Source organism: Micromonospora sp. NPDC049101 (genome assembly GCF_040648675.1).
GTDB lineage: Bacteria > Actinomycetota > Actinomycetes > Mycobacteriales > Micromonosporaceae > Micromonospora.
The window spans coordinates 80,697-105,927 of record NZ_JBEZED010000009.1; the positions used below are offsets into that span (position 1 = coordinate 80,697).

Sequence of the window (25,231 nt, forward strand, 5' to 3'; positions counted from 1 at the left end):
GACAACGGGAACGGGACGGGCGGACGGGTGAGCTGGCTCACCCTCCGGCTCGATCTCACACCCGTTGTCGGGTAGGCACAAGCCTCTCCCGGGCGGGTCGGAGGGGCGGCCGTATCGGCGGACCTGGGCGGACCGTTATCGTGGGGACCGCCATGGCGAAGATCTTCCAAGTGTCGGCCCGCGCGGGGATGACCCGCGTCGTCGAGCCGATCGCCCGTGCCCTGCTGCGCGCGGGCGTAACCCCCAATGCCGTCACCGTCGCGGGCACCGTTGGTGTGCTCGTCGGCGCGCTCGGCTTCGGTGCCCGCGGCCATCTGGTCGCGGGCGCGTTGATCGTGACCCTTTTCGCGCTCACCGACCTGCTCGACGGGACGATGGCCCGGATGAGCGGCGGCTCCACCAAGTTCGGCGCGTTCCTCGACTCAAGCATGGACCGGGTCGCCGACAGCGCCGTCTTCGGCGCGGTCGCGTACTGGCTGGCCACCCAGGGTGACCACTCCGGGGTGGCCGCCGCGCTGGTCTGCCTGGCCGTCGGTGGCCTCGTCTCCTACGTCAAGGCCCGCGCCGAGGGGCTCGGCATGACCTGCAACGTGGGCATCGCCGAACGCACCGAGCGGCTGCTCATCGTCGGGGTCGGCGGGATCCTCACCGGCGTCGGTGTCGATCATGCCCTGGAGATCGCACTCTGGCTGCTCGCCGCGGTGTCGATCTTCACGGTGGGGCAGCGGATGGCGCACGTCTACCGCCAGGCCCAGCAGCTCCAGCCGGACGGCCAGGCGTGAGCGGCCCGTCGACGGCCCGGCGCCGGACGACCGGCGGCCGGGCCGCGTGAACCTCACCGAGCTGGGCTACGTCGCCGGGTGGCGGGTGGTCCGCGCGCTACCCCGGCCGCTGGTGGCGGCGGCGTTCCAGGCGGGCGCCGACCGCGCCCACCGCCGCCCCGGCGGGAGTACGGCCCGACTGCGCGCGAACCTGCGCCGGGTGGTCGGGCCGGAGCTGCCCGAGGCCGAGCTGGACGATCTCGTCAAGCGCGGGCTCCGCTCGTACGCCAGGTACTGGATGGAGGCGTTCCGGCTGCCCGCGTTGAGCCGGGCGCAGATCATGGCCGGCTTCCGAATCGACGGCGCGGAGTTGCTCGCCGCCGACGTGGCCGCCGGCCGGGGCGCCGTGGTGGCGCTGCCGCACGCCGGTAACTGGGACGCTGCGGGCGCCTGGGTGGCGACCAACGGCTGGCCGATCACCACGGTGATGGAACGGCTCAAACCGGACGGCGTGTACAAGCGTTTCATGGCCTTCCGGGCGGGTCTGGGGATGGAGATCCTGCCGACCCACGGCGGGCCGCGTCCGGCGTTCGACGTGCTGCTGGAACGCCTACGTGCCGGTGCGGTGGTGCCGTTGCTGGCCGACCGGGATCTCTCCGCCCGCGGCGTGGAGGTGGACTTCTTCGGCGGGAAGACCCGCATGCCGGGCGGGCCGGCGCTGCTCGCCCTGCAGACCGGTGCGCCGCTCTACGTGGCCTCGATGTGGTACGAATCGGATGCGGCGTGTGCGTCGCTCGCCGGCCCGCTGCCGGTGCCGGTGCCCGAGGCGGGGCCCCTTGACCAGCGGGTCCGGTCGCTGACCCAGCTGATCGCCGACGGTCTGGCGGCGGGCATCGCCCGGCATCCGGAAGACTGGCACATGTTGCAGCGGATGTGGCTGGACCAGCGGGGGTCGGGGGACGGCACGGCGCTGCCCTCGTCGGCCCCCGATCGGGCCTGAGGAGGTGGGGGGCACGGTGGGACGGTGTTCCGCGGTCGTGGGCGGGAGGCGCTGACGCATGCGGATCGGCATCGTGTGCCCGTACTCCTTCGATGTCCCCGGTGGGGTGCAGAACCATGTGATGGACCTGGCCGAGGCGCTGATCGCGCTCGGCCACGAGGTCAGCGTGCTCGCACCGGCCGACGAGGACTCGCCGCTGCCGGAGTACGTGGTGTCCGCCGGTCGTGCCGTGCCGCTGCCGTACAACGGCTCGGTGGCCCGGATCGCGTTCGGGCCGGTCTCCACCGCCCGGGTCAGGCGTTGGATCATCAACGGCGACTTCGACGTGCTGCACGTGCACGAGCCGCTCACGCTGAGCCTGTCGCTGTTGGCCGTGCTCTCCGCGCGCGGCCCGGTGGTGGCCACGTTCCACACCGCGATGACCCGGTCCCGGGTCCTCGCCGCCGCGCAGGGTGTCCTCCAGATCGTGTTGGAGCGGATCACCGCCCGGATCGCGGTCAGTGCGCTGGCCCGCAAGGTGCAGGTCGAGCACATGGACGGCGGGGCGGTGGAGATCCCCAACGGGGTGGCGGTGGCCAAGTTCGCCGACGCCGAGCCGTTGTCGGGCTGGCCGGGGGAGTGTGCCCCGGGCACCGGCGGCACCCTGGGCTTCCTGGGCCGGTTCACCGAGACGCGCAAGGGCTTCCCGGTGCTGCGCGACGCGTTCGTGGCGTTGGCCGCCACCCGGCCCGGGCTGCGGTTGCTCGTCGCCGGCCCGGGGGACCCCGACGACCTGTACGACCAGTTCCCGGCCGAGCTGCACGAGCGGGTCACGTTCCTCGGCCTGGTCACCGAACCGGACAAGGCGCGGATGCTGCGCAGTGTGCACCTCTACGTGGCACCGAACACCGGCGGCGAGTCGTTCGGCATGATCCTCACCGAGGCGTTGGCCGCGGGCACCACGGTGATCGCCAGCGACCTGGACGCGTTCCGGCGGGTGCTCGACGGCGGGCGCGCCGGTCGGCTCTTTCCCACAGGTGACCCGGTGGGGCTGCGCGACGCGGTGACCGAGTTGCTGGACGACCCGGCCGGGCGGGCCACGCTGAGCGCGTGCGGCGATCAGGTGGTGGCGAATTTCGACTGGCCGGTGGTTGCTCGCCGCGTTCTGGAGGTGTACGCAGCGGCGATCGAGGCAACCGACGGGCGGGTCATCGACCAGGAGTGGGTGGGGCTGGGCTGAGCCGGTGTGACGCATGGTGCGGACGACGACCGGAGTGACAGGCGTGGCCGCGCCCAATCGGAGGCGGAACGGAGCAGCACTACGATGCCGCACATGTGGTGGGTGGTGGCCGCGATCGTGGTCGTGGGGCTGGTCGGGGCGTACCTCATCTGGACCGCCGGCCGGGTGCAGCGGTTGCAGGGCCGCGCGGAGCTGGCGGCCCGGGCCCTCGACGCCCACCTGCTGCGCCGCGCCGCGGCGGCGGCCGTGCTGGCGGAGCGGCGCTTCGGTGTCGAGCTGTACGCGGCGGCCCGCATCGCCCTGGACGCCAGCCCGGACGAGCGGGAGGCGGCGGAGAACGACCTGACCCGGCAGTTGCGGGTGGTCCAGTTGGATCCGGGCGATCCGGACTGTGCGGCGGTCATCGCCGCCAGTCGCCGGCTCGCGCTGTCCCGGCAGGTGCACACCGACCTGGTCCGGGATGCCCGTTCGGCGCGCAGCCGCCCGCTGGTGCGGGTGTTGCGGATGGGGCGGGGTCGGGAGTGGCCGCGTTACTTCGACATCGACGACCCGACCCTCACGGTGCCGGCGGACGTCCCCACGAGCTGACCCGGGCGGTCGCTGCGGTCGCTCGGGAGTCGGTGACCAGGGCCACAGTGCAGGCCACCGGGGGTCTGATTGGCTGTCGGTACGGCGTTGGTCCGCGCGTAGCATTTTCGCTGCCACCACCCAGAGCACGTCCAAGGAGCGATGACCCGTGCCCGAAAACACCGTCTCGAACCCCGGTACGGCCCCCGTCGTCGGCACCGCCCGCGTGAAGCGCGGCATGGCCGAGATGCTCAAGGGCGGCGTGATCATGGATGTGGTCAACGCCGAGCAGGCCAAGATCGCTGAGGACGCCGGCGCGGTCGCGGTGATGGCCCTGGAGCGGGTACCCGCCGACATCCGCGCGCAGGGCGGGGTGTCCCGGATGAGCGACCCCGACATGATCGACGGGATCATCCAGGCGGTCTCCATCCCGGTGATGGCCAAGGCCCGCATCGGTCACTTCGTGGAGGCGCGGATCCTCCAGTCGTTGGGCGTGGACTATGTCGACGAGTCCGAGGTGCTGACCCCGGCCGACTACGCGAACCACATCGACAAGTGGGCGTTCACGGTGCCCTTCGTGTGTGGCGCGACGAACCTGGGCGAGGCGCTGCGGCGGATCACCGAGGGCGCGGCCATGATCCGCTCCAAGGGCGAGGCCGGCACCGGTGACGTCTCCAACGCCACCACCCACATGCGGAGGATCCGCCAGGAGATCGCCCGGTTGTCCTCGCTGCCGGCCGACGAGCTGTACGTCGCGGCCAAGGAGCTGCAGGCCCCGTACGAGCTGGTCAAGGAGGTCGCCGAGAGCGGCAAGCTGCCGGTCGTGCTGTTCACCGCGGGCGGGATCGCCACCCCGGCCGACGCGGCGATGATGATGCAGCTCGGCGCGGAGGGCGTGTTCGTGGGCTCCGGCATCTTCAAGGCGGGCAACCCGGCGCAGCGGGCCGCCGCGATCGTCAAGGCCACCACCTTCCACGACGACCCGGACGTGCTGGCGAAGGTCTCCCGTGGTCTCGGCGAGGCCATGGTCGGCATCAACGTCGACGAGATCCCGCAGCCGCACCGCCTGGCCGAGCGGGGTTGGTAGGCATGGGCGCGCCCACCATCGGTGTGCTCGCGCTCCAGGGGGACGTCCGCGAGCACGTGGCGGCGTTGGCGGCGGCGGGCGCGGACGCCCGCCCGGTCCGCCGTCCGGCGGAGCTGGACGCGGTGGACGGCCTGGTCGTTCCCGGCGGCGAGTCCACCACCATCAGCAAACTCGCCGACATCTTCGAGATGCGCGAGCCGATCGACAAGCGGATCGCCGACGGCATGCCGGTCTACGGCTCCTGCGCCGGCATGATCATGCTGGCGACCGAGGTGCTCGACGGTCGATCCGACCAGCGGGGCTTCGCCGGCATCGACATGACCGTCCGGCGCAACGCGTTCGGCCGGCAGGTCGACTCGTTCGAGGCGCCGGTGACCATCACCGGGGTGCCGGGTGAGCCGTTCCACGCGGTCTTCATCCGCGCACCGTGGGTCGAGCGGGTCGGCGCCGGCGTCCAGGTGATCGGCTCGGTGGCCGGCGGGCCGGCGGCCGACCGGATCGTGGCGGTCCGGCAGGGCAACCTGCTGGCCACCTCGTTCCACCCGGAGCTGACCGGTGACCTGCGCGTGCACGCGTACTTCGTGGATCTGGTCCGCGCCGCCTGAGCGGTCCGGCCACGCTGCCGCCCGGGCATGTTCTCCGCCCCCGCGTGGTTGTCCTTCGGGTGGCCCGGGTGCCCCGGCGGCACCCCGAGCCGGTGCCGGATGTGACACGCCCGGGTGTGACCTCGGTAAGATTGCCGCGGTTCGGCAGGGCCGTCGCCCGGCGCGGCATTTCCCGCGGAGCCGACCGGCCGCCGACCCGCCGGATGTGGCGCGTAATTCGTGCGGCAGTCGATGCAGGCGTGGAATGACAGACGGAGGTAGAAGATGTCCGGCCACTCAAAGTGGGCGACGACCAAGCACAAGAAGGCCGTCATCGACGCCAAGCGCGGCAAGATGTTCGCCAAGCTGATCAAGAACGTCGAGGTGGCCGCGCGGATCGGCGGCGGTGACCCCACCGGCAACCCGACGCTCTACGACGCCATCCAGAAGGCGAAGAAGAGCTCGGTCCCGAACGACAACATCGACCGTGCCGTCAAGCGCGGCTCCGGCCTGGAGGCCGGCGGCGCCGACTGGCAGACGATCATGTATGAGGGGTACGGCCCGAACGGCGTGGCCATGCTCATCGAGTGCCTCACCGACAACCGCAACCGGGCGGCGACCGAGGTGCGCACCGCGCTGACCCGCAACGGCGGCTCGCTCGCCGACGCCGGCTCGGTGTCGTACATGTTCTCCCGCAAGGGCGTGGTGATCGTCCCCAAGGAGGGCACCAGCGAGGACGACGTGATGCTGGCCGTCCTCGACGCTGGCGCCGAGGAGGTCAACGACCTCGGTGAGGCGTACGAGGTGGTCTCCGAGCCGACCGACCTGATCGCAGTGCGGACCGCGCTCCAGGACGCCGGCATCGAGTACGAGTCGGCCGAGTCCTCCCTCGTCCCCAGCATGAACATCCCGCTGGACGAGGAGGGCGCGCGCAAGATCTTCAAGCTGATCGACGTTCTCGAAGACTGCGACGACGTGCAGAACGTCTACGCCAACTTCGACGTCAGCGACGACGTGATGGCAGCGGTCGACGCCTGAGCCTGTCGAGGCGAGCAAGGTACGGCTGAGTTCCGGGAGATGCAGCAGCGAGCCCCAGCCTCACACCGAGGCTGGGGCTCCCCTGCGTCTAGTGGGCTGTCCACGAACGTTTGCCGGGTTCAGACACGTCGGACGGCTTGTGCCGCCTGGCAACAGCCGGGTGCGGGATCAGTCGACGAGGACGGCCGAGGTGCTCATGACTGTTGACCTTGCCCCAAGGTGAAGGCCCACTGTCTGTGGCGAGCGAGGTGAGCGCTTGTCGCTGACCGAACACCAAGGAGAGGGGCTTGTATGGATGACGACGTTCTCCTGGCAGAACAGATGGCCTACTACCGGGCCGGTGCGGCCGAATACGACCGGCCCTATACAGAGCACGAAGACCTGCAGAGGCTGCTGGCTGTCGTCGATGAACTTCCGATCGCCGGGAATGTGCTCGAGTTGGCCTGCGGAACGGGTCAGTGGACCTCGCTGCTCGCCGCGCGGGCACATTCGGTGACAGCTGTCGATGCGGCAACCGAAGTGTTAGCCCTGGCTCGGGCGCGCACCGCATCCCCTACCGTGCAGTTCATTGAGGCCGACCTGTTTGAGTGGCAGCCACCACGACGCTACGACACCGTGTTCTTCGCCTTCTGGCTCTCCCATGTCCCGCCGACACGCTTGCCCGACTTCTGGAACACCGTCGCCACCGCGCTCGCGCCGGGCGGCAAAGCAGTCTTCATCGACGACGGCCCCGCCGTAGCCGCCAGCGAAGAAGTCCTCGCGAACCAGCCGACCCCGGCGGTGCTGCGCCGGCTCGATGACGGCAGCCAGTACCGCATCGTGAAGGTATTCCACGACGCTCAGACCCTCACGGACGTCCTCACAGCGCTGGGGTGGTCGGTCGGCATCCGACCCATGGGCGGGAACTTCATCGGAATTGCAGAACCGCCGACCAACCCAGCCGAAGAACCCGCAACTGACGCGGTGAAGCTCGGTGATGTGGGCTAGCCAACCGTGAGCGGTTTGCGGCCGAGCCGAGCACGGTCTACAGCGAATCGCTGACGGGCGCGTTATATCTAGACAAGCCCGCTGAGGTGGATGCGTACGCTGGAGCATGGTCAGAGCTGGTCGCGCTGGCGCTGACCGAAGAAGAGTCACGGAAGTTGATGCACGATCTCAGGGAGAGTCATGCGTGACCTGACTGACGCCATCTGGCGCAAGAGCACTCGTAGCGGGAACCAGGGCAACTGCGTCGAAGTTGCCGACAACCTGTCTGGCGTGGTCGGTGTACGGGACAGCAAGAACATCACGGGTCCGGCCCTGATGTTCGGCCCCGACCAGTGGCAGACCTTTATTGGCGGACTCCGGGCTGATGCCCTGAGCTGACCGCGCTCCGGAGAGGACGACCTACCAGGGTGCTCCGGCTAACGACTCCAGATACAAAGAAACCCCCTACCCGAGATGGGTGGGGGGTTTCGCCTGTTCGGTTCCGAGAATGCTCGTCCAGGACGACCCGCCACCCGGTCGGCTCTACCTGTGGCACGTTCCCACGCCTGTGCGGTCACGGTTATCGACAACCGGGTGTGGCAGACCGTGCCGCACGGTCTGCCACACCGCCTCGGTGAGCCCCGGTCAGACCGCGGTTCTTGTCCAGCGCTGGTTGTTGCCGCTTCCGCAGGTCCACTGCTGGATGTCCACGCCGTCTCCGGTCCCTGACTGGTACACGTCCAGACACTTGCCGCTGTGCCGGGCCACGAGCCGGAAGTTGCTCCCCTGGGACTGCCATTGCCACTGCTGGTTTTGGCCGTTGCCGCACGTCCACTGGACGATGTTCGCACCGTCCGCGGTGGAGGCGGAGGCGACGTCGAGGCACTTGCCGCTGTTCTGGTTGACAATGCGGAAGTAGCCGCTACCGGCGTCCTCGAAGCGCCATTTCTGGTTGCTGCCGCCCAGGTAGCTCCATTGCTTGATCTCGGCGCTGTTGGCCGTGGACTGCCCGGTCACGTCCATCGCTTTGCCGCTGTTGACGTTGTTGATCCGGTAATGGGTTCCCGAGGGCGGGGGCGTCGTCGGGTCGCCGCCGCCGATGGTGTCGCCATAGGCATACCGGATCCGGTCGGCGCCGGAGGTGTTGCGGATGGTCAGGTTGAGGTTGGTGCCGCTGCCGGTGAGGGCGAACATCGAGTACCAGTCGTGACCGGAGCCGGAGTTCTTGCCGCCGAGGGCGGGCCAGTAGGTGCCGCCCATCTGGTTGTCCCGCATGACCTGGGCCATGGCGCGGATGTGGCGCACGAAGTTGTCGGTGCTGTTCGCGTCGGCGTAGTTGAGGCCGTTGTCCATGGGCCCGCCGAACTCGGTCGCGACCGCCCGGGAGGCACAGTTGCCCAGACGCGTCTGCATGTGACTTCGCCAGGCGTCGTAGGTCATCGAGCCGTAGAAGAACGCGTAGTGGTGGAAGGACAGCAGGGTCGAGTTGAAGCGGCTGTCGTTGCAGACGTCGCGCAGGTCCTGGCTTGCGCCAGTGCCGCCGATGAGCACCCGGCTGGGCACGGCCGAGGAGTGGGTGCTGAGCCAGTTGGCGGCGATGTCGCGCCACTGTGCCGAGCTGTAACCGCCCGGCTCGTTCATTGGCTCGAAGTACACGTTGGTGTTCGAGCCGTAGGCGCTGGTCACGCTGGACCACATGGTGTTCCACGCGGCGAGGTTCGCGATCCTCGCGCCGGAGTTATGGTCCGTCCAGAAGGCGAGGATGACCTTGAATCCACGGGCAGTAGCGGCGTCAATGGCGCCCCGGTAGGCGTTCCACCAGGTGGTGTTGGCCACCGTCTGAGTGTTGATCGGCAGCCGGACGGTGTTGATCCCCATGGTGGCGGCCATGTCGTCGTAGAGCGCGTTGGCCTTGGCCTGCACTGTCGCGTAGCTGTCGGATTGACTCAAGCCCTGCACGACGAGCGGGCTGGTGCTGAAGTTGTCACCCAGTTGAGCCCAGTTCATGCCTCGGAACTGGCTGGTGGCGGCAGCGGCTGGGCCGGCGGTAGCGGTGATGGCGATTGCCGCCGCGGCAGCCGTGGTCGCCATCACCGCACTGGTGGCCACGAGCCTGGCCATTCGCGACAGGGGGCGGCTGAACATGGCAGATCGCATATGCGTCGTCCTTTCTGTTGGGGGACGGGACGATGCAGGTCCTATTGGTGTCTGGTCGCTGTTGCGGCGGCACGCTACGGCATGAGCTGACTGATCCAGGATCGGTCAGAGCCGAGCGCGGGTGGTCCGCCTCTGTCGCTTGCTGCTGATGGCCAACGGACGCATCACGGCCGGACGGCCCCGACGGCATCCACGACGAGAGTGCCGCTGCGCACCATGATCTCCACGGTGTGCGTGCCGGCGCTGAGGTTGCGCAGGGCGTACGTCTGATAGAACTCGGGAGAGGCGAGCGTGCTCGCTGCGGAGTTGACCACCGCACCGTCCACCTTGACCTGCAGGACGGCCGAGCCGTTGTTCGGCCCGAGGATGTCCAGTCCGGTGCCGGCGAACGTGTAGGTCAGCGTCGAGCCGCTTCCCTGGCTGGTAGACAGGCTTCGCTGAACGTTGTACATGCCCTTACCGTTTTCGTGCGCCCAGGACCCGCCGTACACCAGCTTCCTGGCGGGCGGGTTGGCCAGGTCGGACATTTCCAGGTTGTCCAGTACCTCGGAGTAGTACGGCGGGCTTCCGTCGACCGTCTCCACCCGGAGGTTGTCAAACCGGGTGAAGTAGTAGCCGCTGCCCAGCGTGATCCGGCCGGACAGCTTGGGATTCGGGTCGGTGTAGCTGGCCAGTGTGACGCCGTCGAGGTAGGCGGTCACCGTGTTTCCGACGCCCCTCAGCGCGATGTTGTGCCACGCGTTGTGCGCGGTGTTGAACCCAGCGATCCGCACGCCGCCGGCGCCGCTGACCACGTTGCCGCTGGCGACCGCGCTGTTGTTGACCAGCAACTGCCAGCCCCCGTCGAAGGTGAACCTCACCGAGTACGGCGCACCGTTGTCACCGTGCTGCTCGCGGATGCCCAGCCGGGCGTGGTTGGCGCCGTTCTGGGTGCTGCTGTTCTCGAAGGAGACGTCGACACTGGCCTTGTAGTTGAGCCACCGGCTGTCACCGATCCTGGTGACCGCGTCCCCCCCGTTCCACGCACCGCCCAGGCCCTGGCTCGGGCCGTCCAGCTGCTGGCGTAGCACGTAGTTGGTCGATCCGTCCGGCTGGTAGGCCTCGAAGGCGCCGTTGCGGTCACTGGCGTAGCGCGGGATGACGCTCTTGGCGCCGCCACGCGAGGTGATGAAGTCCTCGGTGCCCGTGATGGTGCCGCCACTGCCGATCACCGGGACCGTTTTGCCGGAGTAGTCGAAGCCGTCGGCGTAGAGGATGTTGTCGCTGGTGCTCTGCACGTCGCCGGAGATGTCGGTGTCCAGCACGGTGCGCTGGCCCTCCACCGGCAGGGGTTCCAGGTACTCGGGCTTGGTGTGGTTGGCCAGCGTCGTCACGGTGACGACCGAGTTCGGCCTGACCGTCACGGTGTACACCCCGCCGGTATCGGCCGGGACGCTGCCGAGGTGCTTCAGGTAGTTGGCGTTGAACGCCTGGCCGGGGTCGGCCGCGCGGGTTTCCCACACCTGTAGGGCCGGAGCGCCGGAGTAGGCCATGTTCACCGGCTGGAGGCGGTACGACTGGGTGTACTCGCTGTCGTTCATGAAGACCGTGGAGAAGTTGCGCCGGTCGGGCGCGGCGAGCGTGAGATAGCTGGGCGTGCCGTTGCGTCCGACCACCGGGTTCGTTCCGGTCGCTCCGGTATAGCTGGATTCGGGGACGGCGCGCCAGATACCGGCCGTGTTGCTGGGGTTCTCCCAGCCGGTCTTGGCGAACCAGCTGAAGTGCCGCAGCACGTCGATGGCGGCGTCGTAGTGCAGCCAGCCCGACCAGGGATCACGGGCGCTGACGACCTCCTTGTAGGAGTACTGCCCACCCTCGTAGAAGGACCCGATGGCCGGTTGGTAAATGAAGTTGGTCCGGCGCGAGTTGACGAATCCCTTGATGATGGTGTTGCCCATCTCCAGCGCACTGTTGGTGCCGCCGAAGCCGGTTCCGACCACCGACGGGGACCGCATGTTGTTGTTGGGGCGGAAGGCGGAATTGCCGAACGTCGCCTGTGCTTCGCTGTTCCAGATCTCCTTGTCGTAGTCCGTCGCCAGGCGCTTGAAGTTGCCGGCGCTGTCGTCGTCGGGGCTGTAGTGGTAGCCGGCCGCCGCCACCACGTCGCGCAGGCCGGCGTCGCTGATCATGCTGCCGCCGAACGACCCGACACCGACCTCGTCGGAGATGACGACCTTGAGCTGGTTGTACCGGGATTGCTCTGTCGAGTTGGCGAAGTCGGCACTGTCGGTCCTGACCCGGTTGGCATAGGTCTTGGTCCAGTTCAGGTCCGCCCCGCGCTCGTTGAGACCCGGGTTGACGTAGTCGACCATGAACCCGTAGGTCCGGTACGCGCTCAGGATGGTCTTCTTGAACCAGGTGTAGACCTTGTCGTTGCTGTTCACCCAGCCGGGGGAGTTCCAGCGCAGCAGGGACACCTTGACGTTCGGGTTGACCTTCTTCGCGTCGGCCGCGAGTTGGAAGCCCTGCGCACGCTTGACGTTGGGGGTCTCGGACTCCCAACGCATGGTCGAGGGGTCCGGTCCGGTGGAGTTGTTGCGGTCGTTGCCCATCTCGATCTTCACGTTGGTGAAGACCGGACTCTCCCCACCGAAGAGGACCCGCAGCAGCTGCGCGTACGCGGTCGGGCTCTGGGCCTTGTAGTCCATCAGCAACTCGCTGGTGCTGTTGGCGCTGAGCGCACCGAAGCCCTTGAACGTCAGGCCGTTGACGTTGCCGGCGCGGATGTTGTTGCCGTCCACCGTGATCGTGCCCGATCCCGGAGTCGACACGTCAGTGACGATCCACTGCTGGTTGGTGCTGCCGCTGTTCGCGTACTGGACGAGGTTGGCGCCGTCGGACGTGCTGCCCCCGCCGTCCAGGTACAGCCCGTTGGCCCGGTTCCTGAACTTGACGTAGCCGCCGGAGTCCTCCCGGGTCCACTGCTGGTTGGTGCTGCCGCTCTCACTCCACTGGCCGCAGATGGATCCGCCAGTCGTGCGGCCCATCCCGTCCAGGTACAGGCCGGTGGCCCGATTCCTGATCCGGACGTAGTCGCCGACGGCATCGATCGTCCACTGCTGGTTGTCGCTGGACGACGAGGAATACTGGCCGACTGCGGCGCCGTTGGTGGTCCGGCCCATGCCGTCGATGAACTTGCCGGTGGCCCGGTTGCCCAGTTTGACGTAGGCGGCGGCTGCTTCCATGGTGAGGCCCACTGGCGTGGCTGCGACAGGCATGGCTACCACGTACGCCAGGGCAAGCGCGACGACCGACAACAAGCTCAGCGCGGTGGGCCTGACGCGGGCACGGCGCGGGCGGGCTGCTCCCGGAGTCTGCCGAGGCGGAGCGGATCGAGGGCTGGTCATGAGATCTCCAGTCAACCGGTCAGGGTGTGGCAGGCGACGCCTCGGACTCGCCAGCATGCGGTGTCCAGAGGTGGCACGTCATCGTCTGATCGCATCGATTCATATATATACCATCCGGATCAAGAGATGTCAGGAACCGGACCGAGACGTTCAAGAAAGTTCAGAACCGTTCGCAAAGCGCCAGCGGGAGCCGGCGACGGTGACGATGGTGTGCGTCGGGGTCTGTCCCGCGGTGAAGCTCGGTGATGTGGGCGAACCGCATCCTCTTCGCTGCTCAGGAGGGCTCTCCGGGGGGACGTGTAGGCTCGCGTCGAACGTGGAGGTGGGCACGTGGCGGCAGACCGGTTCGCACCGGGTGACGTGGTCGTTCGGCGCGAGATCCTGCGCGGCGAGGTGTGGTTCGGCTGCCCGACGATCTGCGTCGAGGACTCGGCCGACCTGCTCGCCCTCTACCTGCCGCCAGGGGCCGAGTTCGGCTTCCCGACCTCCGGGGCCTTCCCGTGCGGGCGGCACCCGTGGCAGACCGCCGGGCACCGCTCCTGGTCGGGGCACGGCAAGCTGATGCTGCACCGCCCCGGCGAGGCGCACTCGGTCGACGTGTTCTGGACCGGCCCCGGGCGCGACTTCGCCGGCTGGTACTTCAACCTCCAGGACCCGTTCCGGCGTACGCCGATCGGGGTGGACACTCTCGACCACGAGCTGGACCTGTGGTGGGGCGCGGACGCCGACACGTACGTCTGGAAGGACGTGGAGATCTTCGCCGAGCGCCTCGTCGAGGGGCGCTACCCGGGCATGGCGGATGCCATCCAAGCCGAGGGCGACCGGATCGCGGCGCTACTCGACGCGGGGGAGCACTGGTGGGACCCGGCGTGGGCGAAGTGGGAGCCCGACCCGGCCTGGCCGGTGCCTCCGCTGCCCGCCGACTGGGACCAGGTGCCGCTCGCCCGCTGACCTGAAACCAGGTGACGCCCGCCCGCTGAGCCCCGAACGGGCGCCGGTGCCCGATCAGGACACCGACGCCCGTGGGGCGAACCACCGGCTCAGCCGATCGTCTCCCGCTCCCGCCACGCGGTCCGCAGGGAGGTCCGGCCGTTGGTGCGCAGCAGCGACCCCTCGTACACCCGGGACCCGGCGAGCAGGAACGCACCGGCGGCGAGCAGCAGGATGACGAGCGAGACGAACGGTTCCCAACCGGCCGCGTCACCGGTGAACAGCCGCAGTGGCATCGCCGTGGGCGACGAGAACGGCAGGTAGGACAGCACCCGCATCGCGGTGTCGTTGTCGTTCAGGAAGATCACCGCGAAGAACGGCAGCATCACGGCGAGCTGCACCGGCGTCGACACGGCGGCGATGTCCTCCTGCCGGTTGGCCAGAGCGCCGGCCGCCGCCCACATCGCCGCGAGCAGCACGAAACCGAGCAGGAAGAACGGCACGAACCAGCCGATCGCCGGGGCGAGCAGGCTGAGCAGGCCGCCGCTGTCGCCCAGCTGGAGGCCGATTACCGCCACCACGGCGAGCAACGCGATCTGCGCGAACGCCAGGATGGCGCCGGCCACCACCTTGCCGGCCAGCAGCGCCCGCACCGGCACGGCGGCGACCAGGATCTCCACGATCCGGGTCTGCTTCTCCTCGATGACGCTCTGCGCGATCTGCACACCGAACGTCTGCGAGGTGATGAAGAAGACGAACGCGAAGACGAACGGCACCAGGAACGCCACCACGGGGTCGACCGCGTCCGGGTCGAGCAGTTGCACCGAAGGCGCGCTGCTCAACGCCCGGACCACGTCGTCCGGGGCCTCGTCCATGGCGAGCACCTTCGGGCCGGCGACCACCGCGGCGTCCACGTCGTCGTCGCGGACGGCCTGCTCGGCGGCCCGGTCGTCCGGCACCACCCGGACCTCCAGGCCGGCGGCGCGCAGCGGACCGGCCGCACTCTCGGTCACCGCCACCGTGGACGGCCCGCCGGAGAGCAGCGGCGGCAGGATGGTGCCCGCCGCGGCGATCAGCAGGAAGAAAAGGGTGCCGAACAGGAAGGTGCGGTCGCGCAGCTTGACGCGGATCTCCCGTTCGGCGACCAGCCTCGTGGCCTGGGTGATGTTCACTGGGTGACCTCTCGGAAGATCTCGGTGAGCGAGGGGCTGACCGGGCGGAAGGCGCGGACCGGACCCCGCGCGAGGGCCGCCCGCAGCACGGGCTGCTCGTCGGCGCCGGCCGGCAGGTCGAAGACCACGCGCGGCCCGTCCAGCTCGACCAGGGTCACTCCGGGTTCGTCGCGTACCCAGCCGGCGTCGGTCGCCACCACCAACTCGTAGCGGGGCACGGTGTACGAGTCGCGGAGCTGCTGGCGGCTGCCGGCGGCCCGGATCGTCCCGTCCGCGATGATCACCAGGTCGTCGCAGAGGCGCTCCACGACGTCGAGTTGGTGGCTGGAGAAGAGCACCGGTGCTCCGGCCGCGGCGCGTTCCCGCAGCACGGTGACGACGGTGTCGACGGCGAGGGGGTCGAGGCCGGAGAACGGCTCGTCGAGCACCAGCACCTCGGGGTCGTGCACCAGCGCGGCGGCGATCTGGGCGCGTTGCTGGTTGCCCAGGGACAGCGTCTCCAGCAGGTCGTCGCCGCGTTCACCGAGCCCGACGCGGTCCAGCAATGCGTCGGTGGCCCGCCGTGCGGCGGGGGCGTCCAGGCCGTGCAGCCGGCCCAGGTACGTCACCTGCTCCCGGGTGGTCATCTTCGGGTAGAGGCCGCGCTCCTCCGGCATGTAGCCGAAGCGCCGCCGGTCCTGCCGGGTCAGCGTGGTGCCGCCCCAGCTCACCTCGCCGGCGTCCGGGGCGAGCACACCCAGGATGATGCGCATGGCGGTGGTCTTGCCGGCGCCGTTGGCGCCCACGAAGCCGGTCATCCGACCGGCCGCCACCTCGAAGGACACGTTCTTGAGCACCTGCCGGTCGCCGAAGCTACGGTCGACGCCGTCGAGGCGAAGCGTTCTGGTCACCCGTCCACGCTAGATCGAACAGCGTGTCCCGCCGTCCGCCCGGTGGGTGAGCGGGCGGTCCGTCGCGCGGCGGATGGCGGTCAGCCGCCCGGCCGGACCACCCCGTTCTCGTACGCGAACACCACCGCCTGCACCCGGTCGCGCAGGCCGAGTTTGGCCAGCACCCTGCTCACGTGGGTCTTCACTGTCGCCTCGCCCAGGTGGATGGCCGCGGCGATCTCCGCGTTGCTCGATCCGGCGGCGAGCAGCACCAGCACCTCCCGTTCCCGTGGGGTCAGCCCGGCCAGTGCGGCGTCCGCCTCCGGCCCCCGGTGGGCGGTGCCCGCGGGGTCTCCGGGGCGGGCGAACGTGGAGATCACCCGGCGGGTGATCTCCGGGGCGAGCAGGCCGTCGCCCCTGGCCAGCACCCGGATCGCCTCGATCAGTTCCTCCGGTGTGCCGTTCTTCAACAGGAAACCGCTGGCCCCGGCCCGCAGCGCGGCGAACAGGTAGTCGTCCCGGTCGAAGGTCGTGAGGATCAGCACCGCCGGCCCACCGGGCCCGTCGGCGGTGATCTGCCGGGTGGCCTCCAGGCCGTCCATCCCGGGCATCTCCACATCCATGAGTACGACGTCGGGGCGGGTGGCGCGGGTCATGCGGACGGCCCGTTCGCCGTCGGCCGCCTCGCCGACCACCTCGATGTCGTCCTCCACCTCGAGGATGACCCGGAAGCCGGTGCGGACGAGGTGCTGGTCGTCGGCGAGCAGCACCCGGACGGCCCGACCCGTCGCCGACGTCTCGTGGGCGGGGAAGGCGCTCATGCCGTGCGCCTGGTGTCGGCGGCCGGCTGCCGTTCGTCGCTCGGCTCCCGCTGCGCCTGCACCGGCGGGTCGGCCGGGGCCAGTGGGAAGCGGGCGCGGACCCGCCATCCGCCGCCGGCACGCGGCCCGGCCTCCAGGTCGCCGTCGTGCGCGGTGACCCGTTCGCGCATTCCGATCAGGCCCAGCCCGACGGCGTCGGCTCGGCCGCCGGTTCGTCCGTCGTCTGTCACGTCGACCTCCACCTCCCGGGCCAGGTAGCGGACCCGCACGTCCAGCAGGTCCGCCCCGGCGTGCTTCAACGTGTTGGTCACCGCCTCCTGGGTCACCCGGTAGGCCGCCTGCGAGACCGATTCGGGCAGCGCGACCGGGTCGCCGTACACCCCGAGGGTTGCCGTCAGGCCCGCGGCCCGGGCCCGCTCGACCAGCTCGCCGATCCGATCGACGTCGCCGGCGGCCGGCGGCGCGGCGTCGGCCGTGCCGGAGGTCCGCAGCACGCCCAGCATCCGGCGTAGCTCGTCGACGGCGGTGCGGGCGCTCTGCTCGATGGCGGTGAGCGCGGTGCGGGCCTTGCCCGGGTCGCGGTCGAACACCCGGCGGCAGGCCGACGCCTGCACCCCCATCACCGACACGTGGTGGGCGACCACGTCGTGCAGCTCCCGGGCGATCCGGACCCGTTCGCCGAGCACCGCCCGTTCCCGGGACTCGGCCTGCGACCGACGCAGGTCCTCGGCCTGGGTACGCAGCTCGTGTTCGCGGCGCGCGGCCACCCAGGCGGTCTCGCCGAAGAAGTAGGCGAAGCCGAGCGTCAGCACATTGATCAGCACGCCGCTGACCATCGCGGCGAGCACGGGTGGCACCGGGCCGACGGCGTCGTCGAAGGCGTCGGGTGGGATGCGGTCGATCGTCACGGCGTAGTAGATCCCCAGCCAGGCGAACATCGTGATGATCACGCTGATCCGCAGCCGCCGGGCCAGCCGATGGTCCTGTCCCCAGGCGCCTGCGGTGTAGAGGACGCAGAACATCGCCCAGGCGGAGAACTGGGTCTCCGGCGCCGATCGTGCCTGCGCGGCGACGAACACCACCGAGACGATCAGCAGGGTCGCCGCCGGCCAGCGCCGCCGCCAGATCAGCGGCAGCGTCACCGCGACGGTCCAGAACAGCTGCTCCGGCCCGGACGGCGGCGGGCCCAGCAGGAACGCCCCGGCGCTGCGGGCCAGGGTGAGGCTCACCAGCGCCAGCCCGGTCACTCCCAGGCCGATCCACAGGTCGTTGCGGCGCTGCTGCGCCGTCGGACCCGGACGACGCCACTCCTCCGGCTGTCCCACGGTCATCCTGGAACGATGCCACGCCGCCCGGCGCGGGCATCGAGCGGGCGGACCGGGTGCCGGTCGGGCCCGACCCACGGGCGGCGGCCCGACGCGGGGTACGCGCCGGGCCGCCGGGTGGGTTCTCGCTCACGCCGTCTGACGGCGGGTCTTGATCGCGGTGTCGATCAGGTCCCAGATGACGACCACGGCGGCGCCCAGCGCGATGGCCAGGCCGAGGGCGTCGCGGTTGTCCGACTCAGCCAGCCAGGTCAGGCGCACGCCCAGGGTCGGGTTGAGCAGCCGGTCGGAGAGCGCCAGCCACACCAGCGGCACCGCGAACGCCAGGTTGAGCAGCGCCTTGGTGCCGAACAGGGCCCAGGTCCAGCGCCCGATCCGGTACTTGACGACCTCGAAGACCACGCTGGCGACCAGCACGACGATCAGCGCCGGCAGCCAGAAACTCCACAGCGCCGGGTCGAGGATCGGAACGTTCTCGCCGTCGGTGCTGGGCACCCAGGACTGGAAGTGCTGCAGGAAGAGGTACCCGATGGTCGCCACCGACATGACCACCGACGCGATGGTGTCGGCGAGCGGGATGCCCCGGCGCACCGGCGTGTCGGGCAGATCATCGAGGTTCCACTCCGGCACGTCCACACCCGACTGGGAGCGCTCGATGAGGACGAAGACCAGGGTGAGCCAGAAGCAGATGTGCACCGTCACGTGCAGGGCGACGACGATGCCTGGCCCGATGGCGCCGAAACCCTTGCCGCTGGCGGCTTCGACGACTGTGACGATCGTGCCGGCGAGCGCCGGGATGAAGCTGAGCAGCAGCTTCAACAGTCGCAGCCAGAGCAGGTAGTAGGTCGGCCCGATGAGCTGTAGCTGGCGGTCGGCGTACCGGGCGGCCAGCACGTCCGGGTTGCCCAGCTCGGTGAGCACCTCCCGCTCGGCGGTGGCCGGGTCTGCGCCACCGTCGGTCCGGCCCTCGATCATGTCGTCGATGGAGGCCCGCAGCTCGGTGGCGATCTCGTCGCGACGCTGGGCGGGCACCGAGCGCAGGGTGGCGGCGAGGTAGCGGTTGGTCAGGGTGTTCATCGGTCCACTCCTTGGATCAGCCCGGTGATGGAGGTCTGCACGGCGGCGAGGTCGTCGAGAAGCCGGCTCAGCATCGACTCGCCCTCGTCGCTGGTCCGGTAGAACTTGCGCGGCCGGCTCTCCTCGGTGTTCCACTCGCTGGTCAGCAGCCCCTGGTCCTCCAGGCGGCGCAGCAGCGGGTAGAGCGTGTTGGCGTCCACCGGAAAGCCGTGGTCGGTGAGCCGTTGCAGCAGTGCGTAGCCGTAGTCCGGTCGGCGCAGCGCGACCAGGCTGGCCACCACGACGGTGCCTCGACGCAACTCCTGTAGGTGCGTCCGTAGAACGTCCTCGCTAACCATGTGTCACACCATAGTGTGTGTCACACAGCATTGTCTACAACCACATCATCGTGCCGCTCACAGATCTATGCGCCGGACAGCATGCGGGCGCCCGGCACGAACCGGGCGCCCCGCATGCCTGACACCGCTCAGCAGGCCGAACCCTGGCGGAAGTTCCGCTCGACGAAGTCGGCCGGCCCGACCTGGAAGTAGCCCACGCCCGGCCGGATCGGGTGCCCGGTGAACAGCTCGACCCGCGAGCCCACCCGCACGAGGTACGCCTCGGCGTCCCCCGCGTCGTTGCGGATCAGCGAGCCGCGCCGGCCGTAGATCGCCGCCAACTCGTCGAACGACATCCCGACCGTGGCACCGGCGGGGGACCGCGGCGGTGCGGTGGCCGTACCGACCTCCACCAGTCGCCCGTCGCGGAAGGCCAACAGGAGCACGCCGGCCCAGGAACCGGTCACGCCCGCGTGCACCACCCCGGCACAGCCCGGCGCGGTCCAGTCGATGTGCCCGTCCGCGGTGAGCGTGCGCAGGCTGGCGCCGATCCGGTACACACCGGCGCCGGCGACGCTGAGCACCTGCGGGTGGCTGTGCCCGACAGCGGCGGCGAGCGGGCCGCGCGCCGAGGCAGGCGCGGTGCCGCCGGCCCGGGCTGCCGCCGCTGCCGGACCGGCGACGGCCGCCGGGGCCAGCGTGCCGAACGCCAACGCGGCGGTGGTGAGGAGGATCGTGGGACGGTTCATGGTGGCTCCTTCGGTGATGGGTCTCCTGCCCTGTTAGTCACCGCGCCGGGGCCAACGGTTCGTCGGGTTTCCGACCGACCCGGTCTACGCTCCAAAGAAACGCCGGCCGGGGGTGACGCGGTGACGGCTCCGCTGCGAATCGGGCCCTACGCCATCGAACGCCTGCTGGGCGTCGGCTCGTTCGCGACAGTCTGGCTGGGCTACGACCCGGCGCTCGACGCGCACGTGGCGATCAAGGTGCTGGCCGAGAACTGGAGCCACGACCTGCGGGTCCGCGAACGCTTCCGCGACGAGGCCCGGCTGCTGCGGCGGCTGGAGCACGAGCGGCTGGTGCGGGTGCACGCCGTCGGTGAGCTGCCCGACGGCCGACCGTACGCGGTCCTGGCCTGGGCGGACGGGGGGAGCCTGCGGGACCGCCTGGCCACCGGTGAGCTTCCCGCGCCGGCGGCGCTGCGGCTGCTCGGCGAGATCTGCGCCGGGGTCGCCGTGCTGCACCGGCACGGCGTCGTGCACCGCGATCTCACCCCGGGCAATATCCTGTTCCACTCCGCCGGTCCGGACGACCCGGACGCCGAACGGGTGCTGATCGCCGACCTCGGTCTCGCCAAGGCGCTCGCCGCCGCCTCCGGGCTGACCGCCCGAGCCGGTACCCCGGGTTACATGGCCCCCGAACAGGACGACCCGGGCGCGGTGGTCGACACCCGCGCCGACGTGTACGGGCTCGGCCGCCTCGGCATCCGTCTGCTGGCCGCCGATCCATCGGACGGGCATCCGTCCCGGCCCGACCCGCCGGGGCACCCGCCAGACCCGCCGGGACAAGCGCCAGACCCGCCGCGGTACGCGGCCAGAGCCGACCCGACACGGCACGCCCCGGAGATCCGACTGCGGGCGGGCGTGCCGCCAGCGGTCGCGGCGGTGCTCGCCCAGGCCACCGCCCACCACCCGGCCGACCGCTATTCCGACGCCGCGACCCTGCACGCCGCGCTGACCCGCGCGAGCGGCCCGGTGGGGCGGCCCGTGAGCGGCCCGACGGAGCGGCCCGTCGCGCCGACCCCCGCGAGCGGCCCGGTGGGGCTGGCTGCGGCGAGCGGGCCCGCGCGACAGCGGCCGGCACCTCGGCGCGGGGACCGTCGCCCGTACCGGTTGCGGATGGCCGGGGCCGCTGTCGTGGCCGTCGCCGCCGTCGGTGCGGTGGGCGCCGAGCCGGGTGGCGCCGGGTCGGCTCGGCCGGTCGGCGGCACGTACACGACCGGGCCGTTGACCGTGGTGTTGCCGGCCGGCTGGTCCGCCGCGGGGGCGACCTGGGCCGGTCAGTACGGCGCCGACGGCGAACCCGAACCAGCGCTGGTGATGTCACCGCAACCCCGCCGGTGGGCCGCCGATCCTCACCTGCCCGGCGCGTTCGTGGGCCTCTCCGCCACCACTGCGGCACGCACCACCCCGGCCGGGTTCCTGGCCGAGCGCACCCACGGTGACTGCGCGCCCGCCCCGGCCCGCACCACCAGGCAGGCGGACGTCGAGTGGACGGTGGTGACGTACCGCTGTGACCGGGGCCGGCCGAGCATCGTCGAGTCGGCGGGCCTGCATCCCGCCCGACACGCCCTGGTGTACGCGCAGATCACCCCGCCGGTGGACAGCGGGCCCGACTTCGTGGACACCCTGCTCGCCGGAGTGCGCCTGCGGTAGGTGCGGCTGAACGCGCCCGTGGTGCTCTGGCGGAGCTACGCGCGGGGAGCCGGCGCGACCCTGCGCGCCGCCATCGAGTCGTCGTCGCACCCAGCCCGGCTGGTGCAGACCAACCCGTACGCGCACTGGCTGATGATCGCCGGGGTGGTCGGCACGGCGGCCGGTGTCGAACGGATCATCGAGCAACCGGGCGAGCGCCGGGCGCGCGATGGCCGCGCTCGTCCTGGGCGGTGCCGGGCTGGTGCTGTGCGGTCGGGCGGTGCTCGAGTACGAGGTCTACGAGCGGTTGCCGTTGTCCCACGTCCTCGGTGTCGTCGTGACGATCGCTCTTGCCCCGGTCGCGCCGCACCTGCCCGGTCTGGCGGTGAGCGTCGCCGCCGGCCTGGTGCTGCTGGGGGTCGCGGCTACCGAGTTCCTGCGGGCCCGGCGCCGAGCAAAACGGAAACCTGGCCGCTCGAGGTGCGGCCGTGCCTGATCTCCCGCACGGTACGGACCGCGAAATGCGGTCGGACTCTCTTGTGCGGATAGGTCTGTAATGCAAAGCTAACTGCATGACACACGAATCCGCTCCCCAGGCGGACGGGCCTCACGAGCTGTTGGCGGCCGTGCGCGACCTGACACACCAGGTCCGTGTCGCCCAGCGCGGCACCTGGTTTCCACTGCTGGTCTTCGCGGTGATCACCCTGGTCGCGATACCCGTCTACCGGTACGCCCCCTACCTCGACCTCTTCGACACCTGCCGATCCCGCCCGCAGCACACGGTCTGCATGGCTCCCAACCCCGCGCAGCTCGGGTACTGGACTGTCGCGCTGGTGCTCGCCTACGCGGCGATCGCAGGCTTCTACGTCAGGCAGTCCCGACGCCGTGGCGTGGGCACCCCGATCCGCCCCTACGTCGTCGTCGGCGTCGCGTTGGCCGTACTGATGGCAGCCGTGTCGATCTGGCTGACGTTCCACCCGCTCATCCCCGTCCCCGCCGACCCCTTCTCCACCGACCCGGTCGAGATCGAGGCCGGGCCGGCGGCATGGCTCATCAACGGGCTGGCCAGTCCCATCGCGGTCATCGCGCTGGCGCTGCTGGTGCTCGCGTGGGTCGAACGCAACTGGGCGCTGCTGGCGTACAGCCTCGTCTACCTGGCGATCGTGATGGTGCAGGGCGGCCAGGTCATCCACTCGACCTCGCCGTGGTTCTTCCTGCAGTACCTGCTCGTCCCGGCGGCGCTGCTGCTGCTCGGCAGTGCCGCCTTCGCCCTGATCCGGCCGACCACCGAGGCTTCGGGGCGATGACCGACCATCCCACCAACGGCCTCGACGACGTGGTCCACCAGCGCGTCCGACTGGGCATCCTGGCCATCGCGCACCAGGCCCGCCAGGTCGAGTTCGGTTTCCTGCGCACCACCCTGCAGCTGACCGCGGGCAACCTCGGGCAGCACCTGACCGTCCTGGAAAAGGCCGAGCTGATTGAGATCGAGAAGGGCTACGAGGGCAAGCGCCCACGCACCTGGGTGACTCTCACCGCTGCCGGTCAGGCAGCCCTGCGCGATGAGATCGCCCACCTCAAGCAACTCATCCATCAGGTCGAACAAGCGGAGACGGCGCCGACCGCCGATCGGTGACCGGCGGGCAGCCGACGTGTGCCGTCTAACGAACGAGATTCATGACCCGGGAGGCAGGACCTAGCGGACCACCACGGTGATGGTGTGCTCCCGGCCGTCCTTGGGGACCGTCACGGCAACGGTGCCGGGGCGGACGAAGCGGACGTCCACCACGCCCGCCTCGTACTGCTGGGAGACCAGCTCCGGGCGGTCCACGGTGACGAGCCCCGGCCCGATGCCCTGGATCCGCAGCACCGCACCGGTGGCGAAGCAGAGTGATCGCAGCAGCTCGATCTCGGTGTCGGCGAGCGGCAGGTCGTAGCGGACCGCGCCCTGGCAGGCCGGCGTCGCGTCGGTCGGCGGGGGAGTCGTTCGGGGCGTACCCCTGGTTCTGGTGGGTGTGGGCGGTGTCGCGACCGGGCGTGCGCTTGTCGGCGGCGGTCGCGACGGCGACCCGCCCGGCACGGGCAGGGCCGGGATCGTGGCGGTCGCGGAGGACACGGCGGTCGCGGCGGGCGTCGGTGTCGACGGGCTCGGGCCGGGCGGTTGGACGGGCAGTGGCGAGACGGCGTCGCTGCCGCAGGCGGCGACCCCCACGGTGGCCGCGAGGACGACGACGAGCCGGCGCAACGACGCCCGGCTCATTCGGCGCCGAGTCGTTGCCGGACCTGCCGGCGGGCCAGGTGCAACCGGGACTTCACCGTGCCCACCGGCATGTCGAGCAGGGCGGCGATCTCGGGGTAGCTCAGCCCGAGTACGTCGCGCAGGGCCACCACCTCGGCGAGGTCGGGATGGACCGAGTCGAAGGCGTCCAGCAGGTCGAGGCGGGTGCCCGCGACCACGCTCGTCCGTCGCGGGTCGGCCCGGTCGGGCAGCGGTACGCCGTCAGCCTCCACCCGCCAGCGGCGGCGCAGCGTGCGGTAGGTCGAGCGGGCCCGGTTGGCGGTCAACCGGTGCAGCCAGGTGCGGAACGAGGAGCGTCCCTCGAACCGGGTGATGCCGTTGGCCAGCGCCAACAGCGTGTCCTGGCAGGCCTCCTCGGCGTCCTCCCGGTTGGGCAGGAACCGTGCGCACAGCCGCAGCACCTCCGGGCGCACCGCGACCAGCAGGGCGTCCAGTGCCGCCGGGTCGCCGTGCGCGGCGGACCGGGCCAGGGCGTCGACGTCGTCCGCGTCGGGCATGCCGGGTGTCCAATGCTCGCCGGTGCCGATCCCCGAGCGTACGACCGCCGACGCTGTTTGACACCGCTCCGGTCCGCCACCCGACCCGCCCTATTCGAAGCGGGACACGTCCCCGGCGCCCCGGCGCAGGATCTCCGGCTCCGGGCCGGACAGGTCGATCACGGTCGTCGGCTCCTTGCCGCAGTCGCCCGCGTCGAGCACCGCGTCGAGCTGGTGGTCGAGCCGTTCCTTGATCTCCCAACCCTGGGTCATCGGCTCGTCGTCGCCGGGCAGGACCAGGGTGCTCGACACCAGCGGCTCGGCCAGCTCGGCCAGCAGCGCCTGGGTGACGGTGTGCCGGGGCACCCGCACACCGACGGTGCGCTTCTTGGGGTGCAGCATCCGGCGGGGCACCTCCTTGGTGGCCGGCAGGATGAAGGTGTAGCTGCCCGGGGTGGACGCCTTGACCAGTCGGAAGACCGAGTTGCTGATCTGCACGAACTGGCCGAGCTGTGCGAAGTCCCGGCAGACGAGCGTGAAGTGGTGCCGGTCGTCGAGGTGGCGGATCTGGCGGATCCGATCCAGGCCGTCCGGGTTGCCCAACTGGACGCCGAGCGCGTAGCAGGAGTCCGTCGGGTAGGCGACCAGCCCACCACCGCGGATCAGGTCGGCGACCTGGCCGATGGTCCGGGGCTGGGGGTTCTCGGGGTGCACGTCGTAGTACCTCGCCATGCTGATCAGCCTAGGCGCTCCCACCCGGCGACGA

The 25,231-nt window shown here is 70.5% G+C and carries 27 protein-coding genes and 1 pseudogene; 15 read left to right on the forward strand and 13 right to left on the reverse strand.

Translation table 11 applies throughout. The annotated features are described in order from the left end of the window. Positions 1-152 precede the first annotated feature (152 nt). The 10 genes and pseudogenes from pgsA (at position 153) to AB0B57_RS14695 (ending at position 7,621) form a co-directional block, all read left to right on the forward strand. Positions 153-782 carry a phosphatidylinositol phosphate synthase gene (gene pgsA, locus AB0B57_RS14650; protein WP_357069139.1) on the forward strand — a complete coding sequence of 210 codons (630 nt, stop codon included), beginning with the start codon at positions 153-155 and terminating at the stop codon, positions 780-782. Positions 783-828: 46 nt separating this feature from the next. Continuing rightward, positions 829-1,761, forward strand: a complete 933-nt coding sequence (locus AB0B57_RS14655) for a phosphatidylinositol mannoside acyltransferase (protein WP_357069141.1) — start codon at positions 829-831, stop codon at positions 1,759-1,761. Positions 1,762-1,819: 58 nt separating this feature from the next. Beyond that, a complete protein-coding gene (locus tag AB0B57_RS14660; RefSeq protein WP_357069143.1) occupies positions 1,820-2,980 on the forward strand; it encodes a glycosyltransferase family 4 protein in 1,161 nt (386 codons plus the stop codon). 84 nt (positions 2,981-3,064) lie between these two features. Further along, positions 3,065-3,568, forward strand: coding sequence for a hypothetical protein (locus AB0B57_RS14665; protein ID WP_357069145.1), 504 nt, complete (start codon positions 3,065-3,067; stop codon positions 3,566-3,568). 148 nt (positions 3,569-3,716) lie between these two features. Continuing rightward, a complete protein-coding gene (pdxS, locus tag AB0B57_RS14670) occupies positions 3,717-4,634 on the forward strand; it encodes a pyridoxal 5'-phosphate synthase lyase subunit PdxS (RefSeq protein WP_357069147.1) in 918 nt (305 codons plus the stop codon). Between the two features lie 2 nt (positions 4,635-4,636). After that, on the forward strand, positions 4,637-5,239 hold the full coding sequence (gene pdxT, locus AB0B57_RS14675; protein WP_357069149.1) for a pyridoxal 5'-phosphate synthase glutaminase subunit PdxT: 603 nt from the start codon (positions 4,637-4,639) through the stop codon (positions 5,237-5,239). A 264-nt stretch (positions 5,240-5,503) separates the two neighbouring features. Further along, the gene (locus AB0B57_RS14680) at positions 5,504-6,256 is read left to right on the forward strand and encodes a YebC/PmpR family DNA-binding transcriptional regulator (RefSeq protein ID WP_357069151.1); all 753 of its coding nucleotides are present in this window, start codon (positions 5,504-5,506) and stop codon (positions 6,254-6,256) included. 291 nt (positions 6,257-6,547) lie between these two features. Further along, positions 6,548-7,243 (forward strand): class I SAM-dependent methyltransferase, encoded by a 696-nt coding sequence (locus tag AB0B57_RS14685; protein ID WP_357069153.1) that lies wholly within the window; start codon positions 6,548-6,550, stop codon positions 7,241-7,243. Positions 7,244-7,266: 23 nt separating this feature from the next. Beyond that, a pseudogene (locus AB0B57_RS14690) lies at positions 7,267-7,431 on the forward strand (Scr1 family TA system antitoxin-like transcriptional regulator); the annotation flags it as partial. Then, positions 7,424-7,621 (forward strand): DUF397 domain-containing protein, encoded by a 198-nt coding sequence (locus AB0B57_RS14695; protein WP_357069155.1) that lies wholly within the window; start codon positions 7,424-7,426, stop codon positions 7,619-7,621. The pseudogene AB0B57_RS14690 and the gene AB0B57_RS14695, both read left to right, overlap by 8 nt. Before the next feature lie 246 nt (positions 7,622-7,867). On the opposite strand, the gene AB0B57_RS14700 is transcribed toward AB0B57_RS14695, so the two are convergent. Together AB0B57_RS14700 and AB0B57_RS14705 are read right to left on the reverse strand one after the other, a co-directional pair. Then, positions 7,868-9,343 (reverse strand): RICIN domain-containing protein, encoded by a 1,476-nt coding sequence (locus tag AB0B57_RS14700; RefSeq protein ID WP_357069157.1) that lies wholly within the window; start codon positions 9,341-9,343, stop codon positions 7,868-7,870. Positions 9,344-9,543: 200 nt separating this feature from the next. After that, complete coding sequence (locus AB0B57_RS14705; protein ID WP_357069159.1) at positions 9,544-12,636, reverse strand: RICIN domain-containing protein; 3,093 nt, start codon at positions 12,634-12,636, stop codon at positions 9,544-9,546. Positions 12,637-13,095: 459 nt separating this feature from the next. On the opposite strand from AB0B57_RS14705, the gene AB0B57_RS14710 reads away from it, so the two are divergent. Continuing rightward, positions 13,096-13,716, forward strand: a complete 621-nt coding sequence (locus tag AB0B57_RS14710) for a DUF402 domain-containing protein (protein WP_357069161.1) — start codon at positions 13,096-13,098, stop codon at positions 13,714-13,716. Positions 13,717-13,805: 89 nt separating this feature from the next. Here AB0B57_RS14710 and AB0B57_RS14715 read toward each other — a convergent pair whose 3' ends face one another. The 7 genes from AB0B57_RS14715 to AB0B57_RS14745 all read right to left on the reverse strand — a co-directional run bounded on the left by AB0B57_RS14715 (position 13,806) and on the right by AB0B57_RS14745 (position 20,025). After that, positions 13,806-14,867: an ABC transporter permease gene (locus AB0B57_RS14715; protein ID WP_357069163.1), complete on the reverse strand. Its 1,062-nt coding sequence runs from the start codon at positions 14,865-14,867 to the stop codon at positions 13,806-13,808. Then, entirely contained in the window at positions 14,864-15,757 is an 894-nt protein-coding gene (locus tag AB0B57_RS14720) for an ATP-binding cassette domain-containing protein (protein ID WP_357069165.1), read from the reverse strand. Before AB0B57_RS14720 ends, AB0B57_RS14715 begins: the two co-directional genes overlap by 4 nt. Positions 15,758-15,837: 80 nt before the next feature. Next, entirely contained in the window at positions 15,838-16,557 is a 720-nt protein-coding gene (locus AB0B57_RS14725) for a response regulator transcription factor (RefSeq protein ID WP_357069167.1), read from the reverse strand. Continuing rightward, the gene (locus AB0B57_RS14730) at positions 16,554-17,888 is read right to left on the reverse strand and encodes a sensor histidine kinase (protein ID WP_357069169.1); all 1,335 of its coding nucleotides are present in this window, start codon (positions 17,886-17,888) and stop codon (positions 16,554-16,556) included. The genes AB0B57_RS14725 and AB0B57_RS14730 overlap by 4 nt, the downstream gene beginning before the upstream one ends. A gap of 123 nt (positions 17,889-18,011) precedes the next feature. Then, a complete protein-coding gene (locus AB0B57_RS14735) occupies positions 18,012-18,959 on the reverse strand; it encodes a permease prefix domain 1-containing protein (RefSeq protein ID WP_357069171.1) in 948 nt (315 codons plus the stop codon). Beyond that, positions 18,956-19,297, reverse strand: coding sequence for a PadR family transcriptional regulator (locus tag AB0B57_RS14740; protein ID WP_110564981.1), 342 nt, complete (start codon positions 19,295-19,297; stop codon positions 18,956-18,958). Before AB0B57_RS14740 ends, AB0B57_RS14735 begins: the two co-directional genes overlap by 4 nt. Before the next feature lie 128 nt (positions 19,298-19,425). Beyond that, positions 19,426-20,025, reverse strand: coding sequence for a hypothetical protein (locus AB0B57_RS14745; RefSeq protein WP_357069173.1), 600 nt, complete (start codon positions 20,023-20,025; stop codon positions 19,426-19,428). 120 nt (positions 20,026-20,145) lie between these two features. Here AB0B57_RS14745 and AB0B57_RS14750 point away from each other — a divergent pair, with 120 nt between their 5' ends. Further along, a complete protein-coding gene (locus AB0B57_RS14750; protein ID WP_357069175.1) occupies positions 20,146-21,711 on the forward strand; it encodes a protein kinase in 1,566 nt (521 codons plus the stop codon). 35 nt (positions 21,712-21,746) lie between these two features. Here the strand turns inward: AB0B57_RS14750 and AB0B57_RS14755 are convergent, their stop codons facing one another. Continuing rightward, positions 21,747-21,890 (reverse strand): hypothetical protein, encoded by a 144-nt coding sequence (locus AB0B57_RS14755; RefSeq protein WP_357069466.1) that lies wholly within the window; start codon positions 21,888-21,890, stop codon positions 21,747-21,749. Here AB0B57_RS14755 and AB0B57_RS14760 point away from each other — a divergent pair. From AB0B57_RS14760 to AB0B57_RS14770, 3 genes are all read left to right on the forward strand, one after another. Next, positions 21,875-22,186: a hypothetical protein gene (locus AB0B57_RS14760; protein WP_357069177.1), complete on the forward strand. Its 312-nt coding sequence runs from the start codon at positions 21,875-21,877 to the stop codon at positions 22,184-22,186. The two genes, AB0B57_RS14755 and AB0B57_RS14760, sit on opposite strands and share 16 nt — an antisense overlap. 76 nt (positions 22,187-22,262) lie before the next feature. Next, entirely contained in the window at positions 22,263-22,997 is a 735-nt protein-coding gene (locus tag AB0B57_RS14765; protein WP_357069179.1) for a hypothetical protein, read from the forward strand. Continuing rightward, the gene (locus tag AB0B57_RS14770; protein ID WP_357069181.1) at positions 22,994-23,326 is read left to right on the forward strand and encodes a transcriptional regulator; all 333 of its coding nucleotides are present in this window, start codon (positions 22,994-22,996) and stop codon (positions 23,324-23,326) included. The genes AB0B57_RS14765 and AB0B57_RS14770 overlap by 4 nt, the downstream gene beginning before the upstream one ends. A 60-nt stretch (positions 23,327-23,386) precedes the next feature. On the opposite strand, the gene AB0B57_RS14775 is transcribed toward AB0B57_RS14770, so the two are convergent. From AB0B57_RS14775 to AB0B57_RS14785, 3 genes are all read right to left on the reverse strand, one after another. Further along, on the reverse strand, positions 23,387-23,950 hold the full coding sequence (locus tag AB0B57_RS14775; RefSeq protein ID WP_357069183.1) for a hypothetical protein: 564 nt from the start codon (positions 23,948-23,950) through the stop codon (positions 23,387-23,389). Continuing rightward, complete coding sequence (locus AB0B57_RS14780) at positions 23,947-24,486, reverse strand: RNA polymerase sigma factor (RefSeq protein WP_357069185.1); 540 nt, start codon at positions 24,484-24,486, stop codon at positions 23,947-23,949. Before AB0B57_RS14780 ends, AB0B57_RS14775 begins: the two co-directional genes overlap by 4 nt. Before the next feature lie 90 nt (positions 24,487-24,576). After that, a complete protein-coding gene (locus tag AB0B57_RS14785) occupies positions 24,577-25,197 on the reverse strand; it encodes an L-threonylcarbamoyladenylate synthase (protein WP_357069187.1) in 621 nt (206 codons plus the stop codon). Between the last annotated feature and the right edge of the window lie 34 nt (positions 25,198-25,231).

Excerpts from the sequence above, each read along its gene's own strand:
- pgsA (WP_357069139.1), top strand. The coding sequence starts at position 153 with ATGGCGAAGATCTTCCAAGTGTCGGCCCGCGCGGGGATGACCCGCGTC.
- AB0B57_RS14660 (WP_357069143.1), top strand. The coding sequence starts at position 1,820 with ATGCGGATCGGCATCGTGTGCCCGTACTCCTTCGATGTCCCCGGTGGG.
- AB0B57_RS14665 (WP_357069145.1), top strand. The coding sequence starts at position 3,065 with ATGCCGCACATGTGGTGGGTGGTGGCCGCGATCGTGGTCGTGGGGCTG.
- pdxT (WP_357069149.1), top strand. The coding sequence starts at position 4,637 with ATGGGCGCGCCCACCATCGGTGTGCTCGCGCTCCAGGGGGACGTCCGC.
- AB0B57_RS14680 (WP_357069151.1), top strand. The coding sequence starts at position 5,504 with ATGTCCGGCCACTCAAAGTGGGCGACGACCAAGCACAAGAAGGCCGTC.
- AB0B57_RS14685 (WP_357069153.1), top strand. The coding sequence starts at position 6,548 with ATGGATGACGACGTTCTCCTGGCAGAACAGATGGCCTACTACCGGGCC.
- AB0B57_RS14695 (WP_357069155.1), top strand. The coding sequence starts at position 7,424 with ATGCGTGACCTGACTGACGCCATCTGGCGCAAGAGCACTCGTAGCGGG.
- AB0B57_RS14700 (WP_357069157.1), bottom strand. The coding sequence starts at position 9,343 with ATGGCCAGGCTCGTGGCCACCAGTGCGGTGATGGCGACCACGGCTGCC.
- AB0B57_RS14705 (WP_357069159.1), bottom strand. The coding sequence starts at position 12,636 with ATGCCTGTCGCAGCCACGCCAGTGGGCCTCACCATGGAAGCAGCCGCC.
- AB0B57_RS14725 (WP_357069167.1), bottom strand. The coding sequence starts at position 16,557 with ATGAGCGCCTTCCCCGCCCACGAGACGTCGGCGACGGGTCGGGCCGTC.
- AB0B57_RS14730 (WP_357069169.1), bottom strand. The coding sequence starts at position 17,888 with ATGACCGTGGGACAGCCGGAGGAGTGGCGTCGTCCGGGTCCGACGGCG.
- AB0B57_RS14735 (WP_357069171.1), bottom strand. The coding sequence starts at position 18,959 with ATGAACACCCTGACCAACCGCTACCTCGCCGCCACCCTGCGCTCGGTG.
- AB0B57_RS14740 (WP_110564981.1), bottom strand. The coding sequence starts at position 19,297 with ATGGTTAGCGAGGACGTTCTACGGACGCACCTACAGGAGTTGCGTCGA.
- AB0B57_RS14745 (WP_357069173.1), bottom strand. The coding sequence starts at position 20,025 with ATGAACCGTCCCACGATCCTCCTCACCACCGCCGCGTTGGCGTTCGGC.
- AB0B57_RS14755 (WP_357069466.1), bottom strand. The coding sequence starts at position 21,890 with ATGATCCGTTCGACACCGGCCGCCGTGCCGACCACCCCGGCGATCATC.
- AB0B57_RS14765 (WP_357069179.1), top strand. The coding sequence starts at position 22,263 with ATGACACACGAATCCGCTCCCCAGGCGGACGGGCCTCACGAGCTGTTG.
- AB0B57_RS14770 (WP_357069181.1), top strand. The coding sequence starts at position 22,994 with ATGACCGACCATCCCACCAACGGCCTCGACGACGTGGTCCACCAGCGC.
- AB0B57_RS14775 (WP_357069183.1), bottom strand. The coding sequence starts at position 23,950 with ATGAGCCGGGCGTCGTTGCGCCGGCTCGTCGTCGTCCTCGCGGCCACC.
- AB0B57_RS14780 (WP_357069185.1), bottom strand. The coding sequence starts at position 24,486 with ATGCCCGACGCGGACGACGTCGACGCCCTGGCCCGGTCCGCCGCGCAC.
- AB0B57_RS14785 (WP_357069187.1), bottom strand. The coding sequence starts at position 25,197 with ATGGCGAGGTACTACGACGTGCACCCCGAGAACCCCCAGCCCCGGACC.